The sequence below is a fragment of the Nonomuraea glycinis genome (assembly GCF_014646515.1).
Lineage (GTDB): Bacteria > Actinomycetota > Actinomycetes > Streptosporangiales > Streptosporangiaceae > Nonomuraea > Nonomuraea glycinis.
In genome coordinates this window covers 18,981-36,251 of the sequence record NZ_BMNK01000014.1, presented here as the reverse complement: position 1 = coordinate 36,251, position 17,271 = coordinate 18,981, and the positions used below count along the sequence as shown (strand labels likewise).

The following is a 17,271-nucleotide window of genomic DNA, read 5'->3' as shown; positions in this document are numbered from 1 at the left end:
TCCGCTGCAAACCCTCAATACAGGCAGGCAAACCGTAACACGATGAGGTTAGGCAAGGCTAACCTTGCCTCAGAGCTGCACGTGGGTGCGGCCGATCGGCACGATGAGCGGCCGGTCGCTCACCGGATCGTCGATCACCCGGGCGCTCAGGCCGAACGCCTCGTGCAGCAGCTCAGGGGTGATCACGTCACGGGGGTGCCCCTGCGCCAGGATCGCCCCTTCCCGCATCACGATCAGGTTGTCGCTGTAGCGCGTGGCCAGGTTGAGGTCGTGCAGGACCATGACCACGGTGCAGCCCGACTCGTGCAGGTCGTCCACCAGGTCGATCACGTCGATCGCGTGCGCCAGGTCCAGATAGGTGATCGGCTCGTCCAGTAACAGCAGGTCGGTGCCCTGGGCCAGGGTCATCGAGATCCAGACACGCTGACGCTGCCCACCGGACAGCGCGTCGACCGGGCGGCCGGCCAGGTCGGACACCCCGGTCATGGCCAGCGCGCGCGTCACCACGGCGGCGTCGTCCGACGACCACTGCCGCAGCCAGCTCTGGTGCGGATGGCGGCCCCTGGCCACCAGGTCGGCCACCGTCAGCCCTTCCGGCGCGATGGGGGCCTGCGGGAGCAGCCCGAGCTTCTTGGCCACGTCCCGGGTCTTGAGCTTGGCGATGTCCTCACCGTCCAGCACGACCGTGCCCTTGGACGGCTTGAGCAGCCGGGACAGCGCCCGCAGCAGGGTGGACTTGCCGCAGCCGTTGGGGCCGATGATCGTGGTGATCACCCCTGGCGGGATCACCACGTCGAGGTTGTCGATGACGGCCCGGCCGCCGTATCCGACGGTGACGCCCTCGGCTGCCAGCCGCGAGACCACCTGGGTGGCGTGTTCAGTGATCACAGGACCCACTTTAATTAGGCTAGCCTTGCTTTACATCCCCCTCCTGAGATTAGCCCGTACCAACAGATAGATGAGGAAGGGGCCGCCGATCGCGGCGGTGACCACGCCGACCGGGAGGCTGACCGGCAGCGCCGTCCGCGCCACCAGGTCCGCGCCGATCAACAGCAGCGCGCCCACCAGCCCGGAGGCCACCAGCGGCGGCGTCGGGTGGCGCGTCAGCCGCATCGCCACCTGCGGCGCCACCAGCGCCACGAACGGGACCGGGCCCGCCGCGCTCACCGCCACCCCGGCCAGCAGCACCGCGCACAGCAGCAGGACCGCCCGCACCATCGAGTAGCGGACGCCCAGTCCCGCCGCGACCTCGTCGCCGAAGTGCATCGGCTTGAGGTGGAACGCGATGTACGCCACGACCGCCATGAGGGCGAGCATGCACCACAGGGCCACCCAGATCTCGCTCCACGACCGGCTGTCCAGCGAGCCGACCAGCCACGCCTGCGCCCGGGCGACGTCCCGGATATCGGCCGAGACCAGCAGCCAGGCCGTGATCGCCTCCATCACGGCGCTCACCGAGATGCCGATGAGGATGAGCCGCAGGCCGTCGATCCCGCGCCGCCAGGCCAGGAAGTACACCAGGAGCCCCGTGCCGAGACCGCCCGCGAGCGCCGCCGCGGACAGGCCCACGGAGCTGACGATCGTCGCGGCGGCCCCGCCCGACACCGTCACCAGGAACACCGCGACCGCGCTCGCGCCCCCGGTGATCCCCAGGATGTCCGGGCTGGCCAGCGGGTTGCGCGCGATGGACTGCGTGATCGCGCCGGACACCCCCAGCGCGATCCCCACGATGAGCCCGGCCAGGGCACGCGGCATCCGCAGGTCCATGACCACGAACTCGTCGACCCGCTCCCCCTGGCCGAAGATCGTGGCGATCACCTGGGGCAGGCCGAGGGGGAAGTCCCCGACGGCGATGGACCAGCAGAACACCACGAAGGCCGCGGCCGTCAGCAGCAACGTGACGACCATCATCCAGGGCCGCCACACGAACGACGCACGGCCGAGCCGCACGCCTGGCGCCACCGTTCGCTCGTTCATGCGGCGTTGAACTTTCCGCGCCACACCAGCGCCGCGAAGAACGGGGCGCCGACGAGGGCGACGACGATGCCCGCCGCCAGCTCGCCCGGCCGCACCACCACGCGCCCCACCATGTCACAGCCCAGCAGGATGACCGCGCCGAGCAGCCCCGCGTACGGCACCAGCCAGCGATAGTCCGGCCCGGTGAGATACCGGGCCACGTGGGCCACCATGAGCCCGAGGAACGCGATCGGGCCGCACGCCGCCGTGGTGGCGCCCGCCAGCAGGGTGATGGCGACGACCCCGACGGTCCTGGTCAGCGCGATGTTCACCCCCAGGCCACGGGCCACATCGTCACCCAGGTTGAGCAGGTTGACGGCGGGCAGGGTGGTCAGCGCCAGCAGCAACCCGACCACGATGAACGCCACCACCGGCCAGATGACGTCGAAGCCGACCCCGGCCACGGAGCCCGCGTTCCAGAACCGCAGCGCGTTCAGCGACGCCTGGTCCGTCAGCGCCACCGCCGTGGTCATCGCCGCCAGGAACACCGCGATCCCCTGCCCGGCCAGCGCGAGCGTCAACGGACTGCCCGCCCCCCTGCCGATGCTGGCCAGCCCGAACACGACGACCCCGGCGACCGCCGCCCCCAGAAAGGCGAACCAGACGTACTGGTACGGATTGGCGAGCCCGAACACGAGGATCACCGACACCACGGCGAACGAGGCGCCGGCGTTCAGCCCCAGCAGCCCCGTGTCGGCGATCGGGTTGCGGGTGTAGCCCTGGATCAGCGCCCCGCCGATGCCCAGGGCGACGCCCGCGACGATGGCGAGCACGGTCCGGGGCACCCGCACGGTCTGCACGATGAGGGTGATCTCGGTGAGCCGCTGGTCGGCGCCCGGTGCCGTGAACAACCCGTGCCACACCTCGACGGGACTCAACGCGCGCGCGCCGACGGCCAGCGACACCACCGCCGCCACCACGAGGAGCACGACCAGCGCCCCCAGACCCGTGACCCGCCGTAAGCGGGTCTCCGTGACCCCGGGCGCGGGAGGATCTTCCACAGTCGTGCCCATGTCGTCGTACGTTATCTCTCTGCTTCACCCGCGTGGCAGGGCGCGGGCGGTCGCTCGCACTTAGGCAAAGCTATCCTTAGTCCCCCTGGCCGAGGGAGTGGGGACATGGAGAAGACCTTCGCCGCGTACGGGCTGCCCGGCGAGCCCGGCAGCGACGCGTTCTGGGCGGCGGCGGGGGCGCCCGCGTCGATGCCCGCGGGCTCCGGCTGGGTGACGCTGTTCCTGTGGCGCGGATCCCCGGCGAGCGTCGACTTCGAGAGCTGGTCGGAGCCGGTGCCGCTGCGCCGGTGGGCGGACACGGACTGCTGGTACGCCGAGGTGGCCATGCCCGCGCGACTGCGGGTGACCTACCGGTTCCGCACGGACGACGCGGCGTACGCCGACCCGCTCAACCCGGCCGGCGCGGGCGGTGACCGGTCGATCGCCGCGACCCCGGACTGCCCCGCCCAGCCGCACTGGCCCGACGTCGGCGCCGACGACGTCCTGCCCCTCCCGGCCACCCGCCTGCGCTGGGCCGGGCGGCTCGGCGGCCGGCGTACCGTGCGGGTGCACCCGGCGGGCGGCGGCGGGCCGATCGTCCTGCTGCTCGACGGCGACGACTGGCTCTACCTGCATCCGGCCATGACCGCGTTCGACTCGGCCGTCGCACAGGGCGAGCTGCCTCCCGTCACGCTCGTCTTCCTGCCCGCCCAGGACAGGGAGGCGGAGTTCGGGTGCCGGGCCGAGCTGTGGGAGGCGATCCGGGAGGAGCTGCTGCCGCTGGTGGCCGGGAGCGGCGTGCCCGCCGACCCGGACCGGCTGGTGGTGGCCGGGCAGAGCCTCGGCGGGCTGAGCGCCATGTACGCGGCGCTGGAGTTCCCGGATCTCGTCTCCGGCATCGCCTGCCAGTCGGGGTCGTTCTGGTGGACGCCCGACGCCGCGCACCGGGCGGACCCCATGGGCGGCCCGGTCGGCGGCGTCATCGCCGCGCGCCTGCGCGAGCGCCCCGACCTGTCCGGGCTGCGGGTCGCCTTCGACGTGGGCGAACACGAGACGCGGATGCTGCCGCACTGCGCGCTGGTCGAGACCCTGACCGAGCGGGCCGGCGCGACCGTGCGGGTCTCCCGGTCGGCCGCCGACCATGATCGGGCAAGCTGGCGGCACGCCCTGCTCCGGGACGTCGCCTGGGTGCTCGCCCGGCCATAACGCCCACCCGCACGAGCGACGCCTCACCGGCCGCTCGCGCGGGCGGCCTCACCAGTCGTGGACGGTGCCGTCCTTGAGGCGGTTGAACGGCAGGTACGCGGGCTGGTACGGGAACCGCGCCGCCGCCTCCTCGTCGAGCTCCACCCCGAGCCCCGGCTGCTCACCCGGGTGCAGGTAGCCGTCCTCGAAGGTGAACGACTGCCGGAACACCTCGTCGGTCGCCGGGCCGTGCTGCATGTACTCCTGGATGCCGAAGTTGTGGATCGCCAGGTCCAGGTGCAGTGCGGCGGCCATCCCGACCGGCGAGATGTCCGTAGGCCCGTGGATCCCGGACTTGATCTGATACTGGGCGGCGTAGTCGAGCAGCTTCCGCATGGCCGTGATCCCCCCGGTGTGGGTGACCGCGGACCGGACGTAGTCGATGAGCTGCTCGCGGATCAGGCTCTGGTAGTCCCACACGGTGTTGAAGACCTCGCCGATGGCCAGCGGCGTGGTGGTGTGCTGACGGACCAGGCGCAGCGCCTCCTGGTTCTCCGCCGGCGTGCAGTCCTCCAGCCAGAACAGGTCGTACGGCTCCAGCGCCTTGCCCAGCTTGGCCGCCTGGATCGGGGTCATCCGATGGTGCCCGTCGTGCAGCAGCGGCAGCTCGGGCCCGAACTCGCCCCGCACCGCCTCGAAGACGCCGGGCAGGTGGCGCAGGTAAGCGCGGGTGTCCCAGTCCTCTTCGGCGGGCAGCGCGGTGCGCTGAGCCGGCTCGTAGTCGTACCGTTTGCCGTCGACGCCGGGCTGCGCGGCCACGCCGTACACGGCGTTGATGCCCGGCACGGAGGTCTGCACCCGGATCGACCGGTATCCCAGCGCCAGGTGCTTGCGGATCGAGTCGAACAGCTCCGGCAGGTCCCGGCCCGAGGCGTGCCCGTACGCCATGATGCCGTTGCGGGAGGCGCCGCCGAGCAGCTGGTAGAGCGGCAGTCCGGCGGCCTTGGCCTTGATGTCCCACAGCGCCACGTCCACGGCCGCGATGGCGGCCATGGTGACGGGCCCGCGCCGCCAGTAGGCCGAGCGGTAGAGGAACTGCCAGGTGTCCTCGATGCGGTGCGCGTCCCGCCCGATCAGCAGGGGGACCACGTGGTCGGCCAGGTAGGACGCGACCGACAGCTCCCGCCCGTTGAGGGTGGCGTCCCCCAGCCCGGTGATCCCCTCCTCCGTCGTGATCTTGAGGGTGACGAAGTTACGGTCGGGGCTGGTGACGATGACGTCCGCCGCGATGATCTGCACGCAGGTGCCTTTCTTACGGTTCTCAGCCCTTGGTCGCGCCGGCGGTGAGACCGGAGACCACGTACTTCTGCACGAACAGGGCGATCAGCATGATCGGTACGGTGACCACGGTGGCCGCCGCCATCAGGCCGCCCCAGTCGATGCTGGCGTAGCCGACGAAGTCGAAGATCGCCACGGGCAGGGTCTTGGTGTCGGCGTCGGAGAGCACCAGGGCGAACATGAAGTTGTTCCAGGAGAAGATGACCGACAGGATGCCCGCGGTGGCGATGCCCGGCACGGACAGCGGCAGCATGATGCGGCGGAACGCGCCGAGGTGGGTCATCCCGTCGACCAGCGCCGCCTCCTCCAGCTCGGCCGGCACGCTGTCGAAGTAGCCCATCATGATGTAGACCACCAGCGGCAGCGAGACGAACATGTGGCTGAGGATCAGCACCCCGGAGCCGCCGACCATCTTCAGGTTGGCGAAGACGTAATACCACGGCACCAGCAGCGAGACGCCGGGAATGACCCGGGCCATCAGCACCACCAGCGCGGACTTCTTCATGTTGAACCGGCTCATCGAGTAAGCCGCCGGCACGCCGAGGATCAGCGACGCCACGGTGGCGGCGAACGCCACCCACAGGCTGTTGACGATGAACTGGACGTAGTTCGCCTGCTGGAGCACCTTGAAGTAGTTGTCCGCGGTGGGCGAGAAGACCAGCGCCTTGCTCGTGTCGTAGATGTCGACGTTGGTCTTGAACGACGCGCTGATCATCCAGATCAGGGGCGCGAGCAGCGAGAGCACCACGAAGGTGAGCGCCGCGACCCGGAACACCTGGTACGCGCGACGGGGCTTCATCGCTTTGCCTCCTTGCGCCGGGCGGTCAGGGCCCACATCGACCCGATGATGATCAGGAAGAAGAGGATGAGGACGGTGGAGGAGACGCCGTACTCGTTGTAGTCGAAGCTGAGGCCGTAGGCGTAGACGTTGAGGGTCTCCACCTCGTGGAACGAGCCGCCGCCGCGCCCCTTGGTGGCGTACAGGATGTCGAAGGTCTTCAGGGCGTCGATGCCGCGCAGCAGGACGGCCACGATCACCGTGGGCATCAGCAGCGGCAGGGTGACGTGCCGGAAGCGCTGCCAGGTGCTGGCGCCGTCGATCCGCGCCGCCTCCTGTGGCTCGTCCGACAGCGAGGTGAGCCCGGCGAGCAGGATCAGCACCACCATCGGCGTCCACTGCCACACGTCGATGAAGATCGTGGTCGGCAGGGCGGTGTACTGACCGGACAGCCACGGCTGCGGCGCGATGCCGACCCAGCCGAGAGCCTGGTTGGCCAGGCCGATGTTCGGGTCGAAGATGAGCCGCCACATCATGCCGACCGCGACCGGGGTGGCGACGAGCGGCATCAGGATGGCGACCCGGACCCACTTCTGCCCTTTGAACGGCCGCCAGAGCAGCAGCGCGATCGCCATCCCGAGGACCACTTCGAACAGCAGCGCGACGATGGTGAACGCGGCGGTCCGCCCGACGGCGGGCCAGAACCGGTCGAAGTCCGACAGGACGTCGAGGTAGTTCTGGATGCCCACGAACTCGCTGTCCGCGCGGACGGATCCTTCGGTGTCGGTCAGGCTCAGGTAGCCGGTCCAGACAAGGGGGATCACGATGAGCGCGGCAACGAAAATCATCGCCGGCGCGGCGAGCAGCCATTTGCGGTGGTCATTGGCCCAGCGCACCCAGCCGGGTGTCGCAAGGGAGGCGTCGCGCGGCGCCTTGGTGGGGGTGATCGTTGCCATGACGTTCTCCAGGGGTGGGCGAGCCTGCGGAGGTACGCGGGTGGTGGGCTCCCGCCGCGCCACCCGCGTGCGCCGCCTACTTGGCCTCGTCGTCCAGGAACTTCTGGAAAGCGGTGTTGGCCGTGTCGGCGGAGGCCGCGGCGTCCTTGCCGGTGATCGCGTCCACGATCGGCTGGCCGACGATCTCGCGGGACTCGGGAACCTTCACCACGACCGGCCGGTCATGCCCCACGCCGCCCTGGGTGCTGGCCTCGATGGCCGCCACCATGTCCTTCGGGAAGGTCGAGGTGCCCTCCGGGTTGGCCCAGACGGAGCTGCGGGCGCCCGGCACACCGGACTTCTGCTGGACGAGCGTCTGGTCCTTGCCGGTGGCCCACTCGATGAACTTCCAGGCGTTGGCCTTGTTCTCCGAGTTGTCGTTGATCCCCAGCGCCCACGACGGGATGCTGTACGGCTTCGACCCGGCGGGGCCCGCCGGGAACGGCGCGAAGCCGACCTGGTCGGAGACCTTGGACTTGGCGGGGTCGGTGGCGTTCTTGTAGAGCGAGTTGGCCTCGGTGTAGAAGGCGGCCTGGCCCTGGGTGAAGATGGCCATCGCCTCGGGCCAGCCCATGTCGGTGCTGACGTTCGCCGGGCCGGTGTCCTTGATCAGCCCACCGTAGTAGGCGTACGCCTGCTTGGCCGCGTCGCTGTTGACCGTGGCCTTGCCGGCGCTGTCGACGAAGTCGCCGCCGAAGCTGTAGAGGAAGCTGGAGAACTGGGTGACCGCGGCCGACTTGCCGGTGCGGGCGACGAAGCCGGCGACGCCCGGCTCGGCTTCCTTGATCTTGGTGGCGGCGGCCTTCAGCTCGTCGAGGGTCTTCGGCGGGCCGCTCAGGCCGGCCTTCTCGAGCAGGTCCTTGCGGTAGTAGAGGACCTCCTGCTCGGTGATGATGGGGACGCCGACGGGCTTGCCCTCGTACGTGGTGGCCTCCGCCGGGCCGGACTGGAAGTCGCTGAAGTCCCAGTCCTTGTTGGCCGCCACTTGGTCGGTCAGGTCCGTCAGATACTTGTTCTTGGCGAAGAGCTTCCCCTCCTGCAAGGGGCGGTACATCATCACGTCGATGTCGGACGAGCCGGCGTTGAGCTTGACGTTGTACTGGTCGGAGAGCTGGTCCTCGCCGAGCTGGGTGATCTCGACCTTGAGCCCGGTCTCCTTCTCGAACGCGGGCAGGGCCTGCTTGACGTTCTCCGTCCACACGTGGTTGGCCAGGGTGACCCGGACCGTATTGGACTCGCCACCGCTGTCACCGCCACAGGCGGACAAACTCATGGCGACCGCCACCGCCAGAGACGCACCGATTATCGATTGACGTCGCACGTCATCTCTCCTCTATGTCATGGCCGCCGCCCCCCGGAAGAGCGCCACGCTCTCTTAACATCTGCTTAATGTGTGGATGCTAGAGCAAAAAAGCGGACTTGTTCAAGGTAGAGGTCACACTGATATGCTCTTTACCGTGAGTCAGTCCTCCCCAGGGGCCGCGCCCTCCCAGCACGCCCCTGTCGAGACTGGGCTGCACGCGCGGGTTCTCGACCACCTCGGCACCGCCATCTGCAGCGGCGAGATGGCCGCTGCCGCCGTCCTGAGCATCGACGACCTGGTCGACCGCTATCAGGTCTCCCGCTCGGTGATCCGCGAGGTGCTGCGGGTGCTCGCCTCCATGGGGCTGCTGGAGACCCGGCGCCGGGTCGGGATCATGATCCAGCCCGCCGAGGTGTGGAGCGTCTTCGATCCGCAGGTGATCCGCTGGCGGCTCGCCTCGGAGGGGCGGATGGCGCAGATGCGCTCGATCACCGAGCTGCGGACCGCGATCGAGCCACACGCCGCCTGGCTGGCCGCCGAGCGGATCAGCGACGACGAGGCGAGCGAGCTGGTCGGGATAGCGGCCAAGATGTGGGCCGCCGGGAAGGTCGGCGACGAGGCGCGCTTCCTCACCCTGGACATCGAGTTCCACCGGCGGATGCTGGCCGCCTCCGGCAACGAGATGTTCGCCAAGCTGCACGTGATCGTCGCCGAGGTGCTGGCCGGCCGGCACCACTACCACCTGATGCCGCACTACCCGGACGAGCAGGCATTACAGCTGCACACCGACGTGGCCCAGGCGATCCAGCGGCGCGACGGCGAGCGGGCCCGCAAGGCCATGGTGGGGATCATGGAGCAGGGGTTCGCCGAGATCAAGTCGATGTGGGAGCAGACCACCGAGCCGAGCTGAGCCCGGCTTCGGCCGGGTCGTCAGTAGCGGTTGTGCTCGGCGTCGCGGGCGAGGTCCGCGTCGATCGTCTCGGCGGAGACCTCCTTGATGCCCAGGTGGTCCTTGGCGATCCGGCCGAGCGTCGGCAGGCTCGCGCGGTCCGGCCAGGTCTCGGGCCGCCACACCGACGAGCGCAGGAACGCCTTCGAGCAGTGCATGTAGAGCTCTTCGACGTCGATGAGGACCGCCAGCCGGGGCCGCTTGCCCTGGATCACGAGGTCGTCGAAGAACGGCGCGTCCGACACGAGGGTCGCGCGGCCGTTCACCCGCAGCGTCTCGTTCATCCCCGGCACGATGAACAGCAGGCCGACGCGGGGGTTGCGCAGCACGTTGCGGAAGCTGTCGAGCCGGTGGTTGCCGGGCCGGTCGGCGAACACCAGCCGGTGGTCGTCGAGGACCAGCACCGAGCCGGCCGGGTCCCCTCGGGGGGAGAGGTCGCAGGTCCCGTCCTCGTTGGCGGTCGCCAGCAGCATGAGCGGCGAGTGCGCGATGATCGTGCGCGCGTGCTCGTCGATCCGGGCGATGTCCTTGTCCCAGATGGCCTGCGACGGCTCGCGCACGATCTCGCGGAGCTCGGCCTCGGTCCCCACCGTACGGATCTCAGAATGACTCACGTCCCCCAAGCTATAGGCATTGCCCACCATCGGACATGGCCGGACCAGCGCCGCACCGTCGGGTGGCCGGCGTCGCGGCATTAGGGTCTGGGCATGCTCCTCGTGCCGTGCCGTACCCGTCGTCCCGCCGCATGACCAGGGAGGCCCGCACGCTGCCCGCCCTCGCGGCGGGGCCGGTCGAGATGCCGTACGCGATCCTCAACTGGAGCGAGATCATCGCCCGCGACACCACGTGGAACGAGCACTCCCACCCCTTCCACGAGCTGCTCTGGAACGAGCGCGGCGCGTCCACGGCCGTGGCCGGGGCGCGGGTCTGGACGGTCACTCCCACCTTGGGGCTGTGGATGCCCGCGGGCACGCCGCACTCCGGCTCGGCGATCGCCGGCACCTGGTGCCGGGCCGGCTTCTTCGGCTTCGGCACCACGACCTCGATCTCCGCCACGCCCGTCGGCGTCGAGATCACCCCGCTGCTGCGGCTGCTGCTGGAGCGGCTCGGCGGCGAGCTGTCCGCCTATTCGCGCGCGGTGACCGAGGCGATGGTGCTCGACGTGCTCACCCCGTCCGCGCGCGAACTGCTCCTGCACATGCCCACCTCCGACCTGCTGCGCCCGATCGCCGACGCGGTCCGGGACGATCCGGGTGATCAGCGGGGGCTGGCGGACTGGGCGTCCCACCTGGGCGTGAGCACCCGTACGATCACGCGGGCCTTCAACGCCGAGACCGGCACCAGCTTCGCGCGCTGGGTCGCGGCGGTCCGCGCCCAGCACGCGGTGGCGCTGCTCACCCGGGGGTGGGAGGTCGACGCCGTGGCCGAGGAGGTCGGCTACCGATCGGCGAGCGCGTTCGGCGCGGCCTTCCGGCGGACGACCGGGCTCACCCCAGGAGCATTCCGGGCGCGCTGATACGCGTCCCTTATGTCCTGATCTCTATACAGCCTGTCTCAAAGGGTTGATTGCGACAAGACGACCGTTTCTCCTACAGTGCAGCGAAGGCAAGCCTTACCTAAGTTTGAAGGTACGGTGCATCGCTCCATGGACGCGTCCCGCGATCCGGACGCGCGAGGGCCGGCCGGAAATTCGACAGTGGAGTACGGATGAAGCGTCCACGTAGCCTTCGCATCCTCACCGTGGCGGCCGCCCTGCTGGCCCTCGCGAGCTGCGGCAGCCCGACCGCGACCACGAGCGAGAGCCCGGGCCCGAGCGCCACGGCCAGTGCCACGGGCGCCTTCCCCATGACGATCAAGCACGCGCTGGGCACCACCACCATCCCGGCGAAGCCGGAGCGGGTGGCCACGGTCAACTGGGCCAACCACGAAGCGCCGCTGGCCCTCGGCGTCGTCCCGGTCGGCATGGCCGCCGCGAACTTCGGCGACGACGACGGCGACGGGCTGCTGCCCTGGGTGAAGGAGCGGCTGGAGGAACTCAAGGCCGAGACGCCCGTGCTGTTCGACGAGACCGACGGCATCGACTTCGAGGCCGTCGCCGACACCAAGCCGGACGTGATCCTGGCCGCCTACTCGGGCCTGACCCAGCAGGACTACGACACCCTGAGCGACATCGCGCCCGTGGTGGCCTACCCCGACGCCGCCTGGGCCACCCCGTGGCGCGAGATCCTGCGGATGAACAGCAAGGCCATCGGCCTCGCCGCCGAGGGCGACCAGCTCATCGCCGAGATCGAGGGCGACATCAGCGCGGCCGTCGCGAAATACCCGCAGCTCAAGGGCAAGTCGATCATGTTCATGACGCACGTCGACCCCAACGACGTGAGCCAGGTCGGCTTCTACACCACGCATGACACCCGCACCCTGTTCTTCGAGGACCTCGGGCTGACGATCCCCGGCAGCATCGCCGAGGCGTCCAAGGACACGGACAAGTTCGCCCTGACCCGGAGCGCGGAGCAGATCGACGTGTTCGACGACGTCGACATCATCACCGGCTACGGCGACGAGAAGGGCGAACTGCTCGCCAAGATCCGCAAGGACCCGCTGCTGTCGAAGATCCCCGCCGTCAAGCGCGGCTCGGTGTACCTGCTGCCCGACAGCAAGCCGCTCGGCACCGCCGCGAACCCGACCCCGCTGTCGATCTCGTGGGTGCTGGAGGACTACGTCAAGGCGCTCGCCGAGGCCGCGGACAAGGTCACGTGACCCTGCCCGAACCCGTGACCCAGCCCGAACCCGCGGCCGTCACCGACCGCCTGCCGGACGCCGCCCTCGTGCGGCGTCCGGCGCGGGTCCGGCTCCTGTGGCTGCTCGTCGTGGTCGTGGTCCTGGCCGCGCTCATGGTGGCCTCCGTCGCCCTCGGCTCGCGCAGTGTCTCCTGGGGCGACGTCTGGGTCGCCCTCGGCGGCGCGGAAGGCTCCCTCGAACAGGCGGCGGTCACCAAGCGGATCCCGCGCACCCTCCTCGCGGTGGTCGTCGGCGCGGCACTCGGCCTGGCCGGCGGCGTCATGCAGGGCGTGACCCGCAACCCGCTGGCCGACCCGGGCATCCTGGGCGTCAACATGGGCGCGTCGCTCTCCGTCGTCACCGCCGTCGCGTTCTTCGGGCTCACCTCACCCACCGGGTACGTCTGGGTCGCGATGGCGGGGGCCGCCGCCTCGGCCGTGTTCGTGTACGCCATCGGGTCACTCGGGCGGGGCAGGGCCACTCCTTTGAAGCTCGCGCTCGCCGGCGCCGTCACCTCGGCGGCCTTCGCGTCCCTGGTCAGCGCCGTCATCCTGCCCCGTAACGACATCTCCGGCAGCTTCCGCCTCTGGCAGATCGGCGGGGTCGGCGGCGCGTCGTACGAGCGCATCGGGCAGATCCTGCCGTTCGTCGCCGTCGGCTTCGCCGTGTGCCTGCTGTCGGCGCGCGCGTTGAACTCGCTCGCCCTGGGCGACGAGCTCGCGGCCGGGCTCGGCGAGCGGGTGGCCGTCATCCGGGCCACCGCCGCGCTCGGCGCCGTGGTGCTGTGCGGCGCGGCGACGGCCGTGGCCGGGCCGATCGGCTTCGTCGGACTCGTCGTCCCGCACGCGTGCCGCCTGCTCGTCGGCGTGGACCACCGCTGGCTGCTGCCGTTCTCCGCCCTGGTCGGCGCGGCGCTGCTCACCGCCGCCGACGTCGTCGGCCGCGTGGTGGCCCGGCCCGAGGACATCGAGGTGGGCATCGTGACCGCGCTGATCGGCGCGCCGTTCTTCATCCACATCGTCCGCCGTCAGAAGGTGCGTGACCTGTGAGAGAGCACAGCCTGCGCACGGCACCGGCGGAGGGGAACCGGATGAGCGCCGCCGTCCGGCCGGCTCTCGTCCAGGCCGTCGCCCGCAGCCGCCGCCGGCGCGCCTCCCGGCGCGGCCTCGTCATCGCGACGCTGGCGGTGCTCGCCGTCGCCGCGTTCGCCGTGACGCTGATGGCCGGGCAGACGTTCTACCCGCCGCGCGACGTGGTCCGTGTCATCCTCGGCGAGCAGGTCACGGGGGCGTCCTTCACCGTCGGGCGGCTCCGGCTGCCGCGGGCCGTGCTCGCCGTGGTCGCGGGGTTCAGCTTCGGCCTGGCCGGCGTCACCTTCCAGACGATGCTCCGCAACCCGCTGGCCAGCCCCGACATCATCGGCATCAGCTCGGGGGCGAGCACCGCGGCGGCCATCGCGATCGTGTCGTTGTCCCTCGGCGGGGCCCAGGTGTCGATCTTCGCCATCGTCTCCGCCCTGGTCATCGCCCTGCTGGTCTACACCCTGGCGTTCCGGGACGGCGTCGCCGGCACCCGGCTCATCCTGATCGGCATCGGGATCGCCGCGATCCTGGACAGCATCACGTCCTATGTCCTGTCCCGGGCCGCCGAATGGGACCTGCAGGAGGCCATGCGCTGGCTCACCGGCAGCCTCAACGGCACCGCCTGGGAACAGGTCCTGCCCGCCCTCGTCGCGCTGGTCGTCCTCACCCCCGTCCTGCTGTCGCGGGCGCGCGACCTGTCGGCGATGCAGCTCGGCGACGACACCGCCTCGGCGCTCGGGGTCCGCGTCGAGCGCACCCGCATCACGGTGATCGTCGCCGCCGTGGGCCTGATCGCCTTCGCCACGGCGGCGGCCGGGCCGATCGCGTTCGTGGCGTTCCTGTCCGGTCCCATCGCGGCCCGGCTCGTCGGCGCCGGCGGCTCACTGCTCGTGCCCGCCGGGCTCGTCGGCGCCCTGCTGGTCCTCGCCGCCGACTTCGCCGGCCAGTTCGCGTTCGACACCCGTTTCCCGGTCGGCGTCGTCACCGGCGTCCTAGGCGCGCCGTACCTCGTCTATCTGATCGTCCGTACGCATCGGGCCGGAGGCTCGCTATGACCACCGCTCACTCCCTCGCGGCCGAGGCGCTCACCCTCGGCTACGGCGACCGCGTCGTCGTCGAGTCGCTCGACCTGGTCGTGCCGGCCGGTGAGATCACGGTCATCGTCGGCCCGAACGCGTGCGGGAAGTCGACGCTCCTGCGCTCCTTGTCCCGGCTGCTCACGCCCCGCGCGGGCCGGGTGGTCCTGGACGGCAAGGAGGTGCACCGCATGCCCGCCAAGCAACTGGCCCGCACGCTCGGCCTGCTCCCCCAGTCGCCGGTCGCGCCGGAGGGCATCACCGTGCTCGACCTCGTCGGCCGGGGCCGCCACCCGCACCAGAAGCTCTTCTCCCGGTGGAACAGCGAGGACGACGTCGCGGTGGCGGCCGCCCTGGAGGCCACCCGGACGACGGACCTGGCCGACCGCGCCGTGGACGAGCTGTCCGGCGGCCAGCGCCAGCGGGTCTGGATCGCCATGGCGCTGGCCCAGCAGACCGACCTGCTCTTCCTCGACGAGCCGACCACTTTCCTCGACGCCGCCCACCAGATCGAGGTCCTCGACCTGCTGACCGACCTGAACCACAGCCGCGGCACCACCATCGTGATGGTCCTGCACGACCTCAACCTGGCCGCCCGCTACGCCGACCACCTCATCGCCATCGCCGACGGCCGCCTGCACACCGCCGGCACCCCGGCCGAGGTCCTCACCGAGGAGAGCGTCCGCGCCGTCTTCGGCCTCGACAGCCGCATCATCGAGGACCCGGTCTCCGGCCGCCCCCTGATGCTCCCCATCGGCCGCCACCACATCCGGCCGGGGAGCCACGAATGGCACCACGTTAATGATGGGCAAAGCTGAGAAGCTTCGCGTTTGTCCCTCCGACCCACCGGCAAGCTCTTCCGCATGACGCACGGATCGGATCAGACCTTTGCGGAGGGGTGATCCGAGCCACCTCCGGGCGGACCGCGCGGTCGCCACCACGGGCGGCCCCCTGTCCGGCAGGCGGGCGCCGAAGATCCAGCTGCGGCACGGCGAGGGCGACAAGCACCACCTGACCAGCCTGCAAGGACTGGTCGCGCTGTCCCTCGACGCGCTCAGCTCCGTCGCCTACGGGCCCGAGGCGATCGCCCTCGTCCTGGTCGCCGCCGGGAGTGCCGCCGTCGGCCACACCCTGCCGATCACGCTCGCGATCACCGCGCTGCTCATCCTGCTGGTGATCTCCTACCGCCAGGTGATCGCCGCCTATCCGGACGGCGGCGGCTCCTACGCCGTGGCCAAGCAGAGCCTCGGCCCGAAGGTCAGCCTCCTGGCCGCCGCCGCGCTCATCGTGGACTACGTGCTCACCGTGGCGGTCAGCCTCGCCGCGGGCGCGGCGAGCCTGGCCTCCGCCTTTCCCGCCCTCGGCCCGCACCTGCTGGGCACCTGCCTGGTGGGACTGGCCGTGCTCACCGCGCTGAATTTGTACGGCATCGCCGACAGCGCGCGGGTGCTGGCGCTGCCGACCCTGCTGTTCATCGTGAGCATCGCCGGCATCGTCGTCGTCGGGCTGGCCCGTGGCCACCCGGCGGCCGTGGTCGGAACGGCCATGCCCCTGCTGGGCTACGAGGCGCTCAGCGTCCTGCTGATCCTCAAGGCGTTCTCCTCCGGCTGCTCGGCGCTGACCGGGGTGGAGGCCATCGCCAACGGCGTGCCGATGTTCCGCGAGCCGAGAGTCCGCCGAGCCCAGCGAACCGAGCTGATGCTGGGTGTGCTGCTGGGGGCGATGCTGGTGGGGATAGCCCTGCTCATCCGGCGCGACGACGTGATCCCCCGAGGGGACGTCACCATCCTCGCCCAGCTCACCGCGGGCGCCTACGGCACGGGCTGGCTCTATTACGCGGTCAACCTCATCGTCACCTTCGCGCTCGGGCTGGCCGCGAACACCAGCTTCGGCGGTCTGCCGGTCCTGATGAGCCTGCTGGCCAAGGACCACCGGCTGCCGCACCTGTTCGCGCTGCGCTCCGAACGGGCCGTCCACCGCTACGGCGTCGTCGCGGTGGCCGTCCTGGCCGCCATGCTCCTGATCGCGGTCGACGCGCAGACCCACCGGCTGATCCCGCTGTTCGCCATCGGGGTGTTCACCGGGTTCACCATCGCCCAGACCGGGCTCGTCCGGCACTGGGTGCGCCTGCGCCCGCCGGGGTGGGCCGGCAAGGCGCTGCTGAACGGCGTCGGCGCGGTGGCCACCACGGTGGCCACGCTGGTGCTGCTCACCACGAAGTTCACCGAGGGCGCGTGGGTGATCCTCATCGCGATCCCCCTGCTGATCCTGCTGTTCCACTGGGTGGAGGGTTACTACGCCAAGGTCGGCGGCGCGCTCGGGCTGGGGCGGCGCCAGCCCACGCCGCGCAGCCCCGATCCGGCCGCCCGGCTGGTCATCGTGCCGCTCAGCCCGGCCACCGCGATCAGCGCCCTGTCCGAACGGGCGATCAGCGCGGCGCTGGCCATCGGCGGCGAGGTCGTCGCCGTCATCGTGTCCGACGCCCCCGATGAGCTCGACGGCCTGCGCGCCGAGTGGGACCGGTGGACGCCGGAGGTCCGGCTGAAGGTGCTGGACGGTCCCAGCCACACGGTGGTCCGCCCGATCGTCGAGTACGTCCGGCGCCAGGAGGCGGACGGCAGGTGGATCGCCGCGGTCATCCCCGGCATCCAGCCGCCCCATCCCCGCTACCGGCTCCTGCACACGCAGCGGGACCTGCTCCTGGCCGCCGCCCTGCGCGACCACACGGACGCGGTGGTGTGCTTCCTGCCGTTCCGGATCCCGGGCTGAGCGGTCACCG

At 70.7% G+C, this 17,271-nt stretch carries 16 protein-coding genes; 8 read left to right on the top strand and 8 right to left on the bottom strand.

Going from position 1 to position 17,271, the window contains the following annotated elements; all coding sequences use genetic code 11:
- Positions 1–69: 69 nt before the first annotated feature.
- Genes IEY87_RS31790 through IEY87_RS31780 form a run of 3 tightly spaced genes read right to left on the bottom strand, consistent with a single transcriptional unit; the run spans position 70 to position 3,029 of the window.
- Positions 70–888 (bottom strand): ABC transporter ATP-binding protein, encoded by an 819-nt coding sequence (locus tag IEY87_RS31790; protein WP_225277870.1) that lies wholly within the window; start codon positions 886–888, stop codon positions 70–72.
- A gap of 30 nt (positions 889–918) precedes the next feature.
- Positions 919–1,977 (bottom strand): FecCD family ABC transporter permease, encoded by a 1,059-nt coding sequence (locus tag IEY87_RS31785; RefSeq protein ID WP_189142531.1) that lies wholly within the window; start codon positions 1,975–1,977, stop codon positions 919–921.
- A complete protein-coding gene (locus IEY87_RS31780; RefSeq protein WP_189142530.1) occupies positions 1,974–3,029 on the bottom strand; it encodes a FecCD family ABC transporter permease in 1,056 nt (351 codons plus the stop codon). Before IEY87_RS31780 ends, IEY87_RS31785 begins: the two co-directional genes overlap by 4 nt.
- A gap of 105 nt (positions 3,030–3,134) precedes the next feature.
- On the opposite strand from IEY87_RS31780, the gene IEY87_RS31775 reads away from it, so the two are divergent.
- A complete protein-coding gene (locus IEY87_RS31775) occupies positions 3,135–4,214 on the top strand; it encodes an alpha/beta hydrolase-fold protein (protein ID WP_189142529.1) in 1,080 nt (359 codons plus the stop codon).
- A 48-nt stretch (positions 4,215–4,262) separates the two neighbouring features.
- Here the strand turns inward: IEY87_RS31775 and manD are convergent, their stop codons facing one another.
- The 4 genes from manD to IEY87_RS31755 form a co-directional block, all read right to left on the bottom strand.
- The gene (gene manD / locus IEY87_RS31770) at positions 4,263–5,492 is read right to left on the bottom strand and encodes a D-mannonate dehydratase ManD (protein ID WP_189142528.1); all 1,230 of its coding nucleotides are present in this window, start codon (positions 5,490–5,492) and stop codon (positions 4,263–4,265) included.
- 22 nt (positions 5,493–5,514) lie between these two features.
- The gene (locus tag IEY87_RS31765) at positions 5,515–6,330 is read right to left on the bottom strand and encodes a carbohydrate ABC transporter permease (RefSeq protein ID WP_189142527.1); all 816 of its coding nucleotides are present in this window, start codon (positions 6,328–6,330) and stop codon (positions 5,515–5,517) included.
- Entirely contained in the window at positions 6,327–7,265 is a 939-nt protein-coding gene (locus tag IEY87_RS31760) for a carbohydrate ABC transporter permease (protein ID WP_225277871.1), read from the bottom strand. The genes IEY87_RS31765 and IEY87_RS31760 overlap by 4 nt, the downstream gene beginning before the upstream one ends.
- Before the next feature lie 76 nt (positions 7,266–7,341).
- Entirely contained in the window at positions 7,342–8,577 is a 1,236-nt protein-coding gene (locus IEY87_RS31755) for an ABC transporter substrate-binding protein (protein ID WP_189142526.1), read from the bottom strand.
- 184 nt (positions 8,578–8,761) lie between these two features.
- On the opposite strand from IEY87_RS31755, the gene IEY87_RS31750 reads away from it, so the two are divergent.
- Entirely contained in the window at positions 8,762–9,517 is a 756-nt protein-coding gene (locus tag IEY87_RS31750) for a FadR/GntR family transcriptional regulator (RefSeq protein ID WP_225277872.1), read from the top strand.
- Positions 9,518–9,537: 20 nt separating this feature from the next.
- Here the strand turns inward: IEY87_RS31750 and IEY87_RS31745 are convergent, their stop codons facing one another.
- Positions 9,538–10,170: an MSMEG_1061 family FMN-dependent PPOX-type flavoprotein gene (locus IEY87_RS31745; RefSeq protein ID WP_225277873.1), complete on the bottom strand. Its 633-nt coding sequence runs from the start codon at positions 10,168–10,170 to the stop codon at positions 9,538–9,540.
- A 131-nt stretch (positions 10,171–10,301) separates the two neighbouring features.
- Between IEY87_RS31745 and IEY87_RS31740 the strand changes: the two genes are divergently transcribed.
- From IEY87_RS31740 to IEY87_RS31715, 6 genes are all read left to right on the top strand, one after another.
- A complete protein-coding gene (locus IEY87_RS31740) occupies positions 10,302–11,072 on the top strand; it encodes an AraC family transcriptional regulator (RefSeq protein WP_189142523.1) in 771 nt (256 codons plus the stop codon).
- 191 nt (positions 11,073–11,263) lie between these two features.
- Positions 11,264–12,313: an iron-siderophore ABC transporter substrate-binding protein gene (locus IEY87_RS31735; RefSeq protein ID WP_189142522.1), complete on the top strand. Its 1,050-nt coding sequence runs from the start codon at positions 11,264–11,266 to the stop codon at positions 12,311–12,313.
- Positions 12,314–12,315: 2 nt separating this feature from the next.
- Complete coding sequence (locus IEY87_RS31730) at positions 12,316–13,383, top strand: FecCD family ABC transporter permease (protein ID WP_263652950.1); 1,068 nt, start codon at positions 12,316–12,318, stop codon at positions 13,381–13,383.
- 41 nt (positions 13,384–13,424) lie between these two features.
- Complete coding sequence (locus IEY87_RS31725) at positions 13,425–14,471, top strand: FecCD family ABC transporter permease (RefSeq protein WP_189142706.1); 1,047 nt, start codon at positions 13,425–13,427, stop codon at positions 14,469–14,471.
- Positions 14,468–15,310: an ABC transporter ATP-binding protein gene (locus IEY87_RS31720; RefSeq protein WP_189142521.1), complete on the top strand. Its 843-nt coding sequence runs from the start codon at positions 14,468–14,470 to the stop codon at positions 15,308–15,310. Before IEY87_RS31725 ends, IEY87_RS31720 begins: the two co-directional genes overlap by 4 nt.
- Before the next feature lie 70 nt (positions 15,311–15,380).
- Positions 15,381–17,261: an APC family permease gene (locus tag IEY87_RS31715; protein WP_225277876.1), complete on the top strand. Its 1,881-nt coding sequence runs from the start codon at positions 15,381–15,383 to the stop codon at positions 17,259–17,261.
- The last annotated feature ends 10 nt before the right edge of the window (positions 17,262–17,271 follow it).

Excerpts from the sequence above, each read along its gene's own strand:
- IEY87_RS31785 (WP_189142531.1), bottom strand. The coding sequence starts at position 1,977 with ATGAACGAGCGAACGGTGGCGCCAGGCGTGCGGCTCGGCCGTGCGTCG.
- IEY87_RS31735 (WP_189142522.1), top strand. The coding sequence starts at position 11,264 with ATGAAGCGTCCACGTAGCCTTCGCATCCTCACCGTGGCGGCCGCCCTG.
- IEY87_RS31755 (WP_189142526.1), bottom strand. The coding sequence starts at position 8,577 with ATGAGTTTGTCCGCCTGTGGCGGTGACAGCGGTGGCGAGTCCAATACG.
- IEY87_RS31720 (WP_189142521.1), top strand. The coding sequence starts at position 14,468 with ATGACCACCGCTCACTCCCTCGCGGCCGAGGCGCTCACCCTCGGCTAC.
- IEY87_RS31780 (WP_189142530.1), bottom strand. The coding sequence starts at position 3,029 with ATGGGCACGACTGTGGAAGATCCTCCCGCGCCCGGGGTCACGGAGACC.
- IEY87_RS31740 (WP_189142523.1), top strand. The coding sequence starts at position 10,302 with ATGACCAGGGAGGCCCGCACGCTGCCCGCCCTCGCGGCGGGGCCGGTC.
- IEY87_RS31775 (WP_189142529.1), top strand. The coding sequence starts at position 3,135 with ATGGAGAAGACCTTCGCCGCGTACGGGCTGCCCGGCGAGCCCGGCAGC.
- IEY87_RS31760 (WP_225277871.1), bottom strand. The coding sequence starts at position 7,265 with ATGGCAACGATCACCCCCACCAAGGCGCCGCGCGACGCCTCCCTTGCG.
- IEY87_RS31725 (WP_189142706.1), top strand. The coding sequence starts at position 13,425 with ATGAGCGCCGCCGTCCGGCCGGCTCTCGTCCAGGCCGTCGCCCGCAGC.
- IEY87_RS31765 (WP_189142527.1), bottom strand. The coding sequence starts at position 6,330 with ATGAAGCCCCGTCGCGCGTACCAGGTGTTCCGGGTCGCGGCGCTCACC.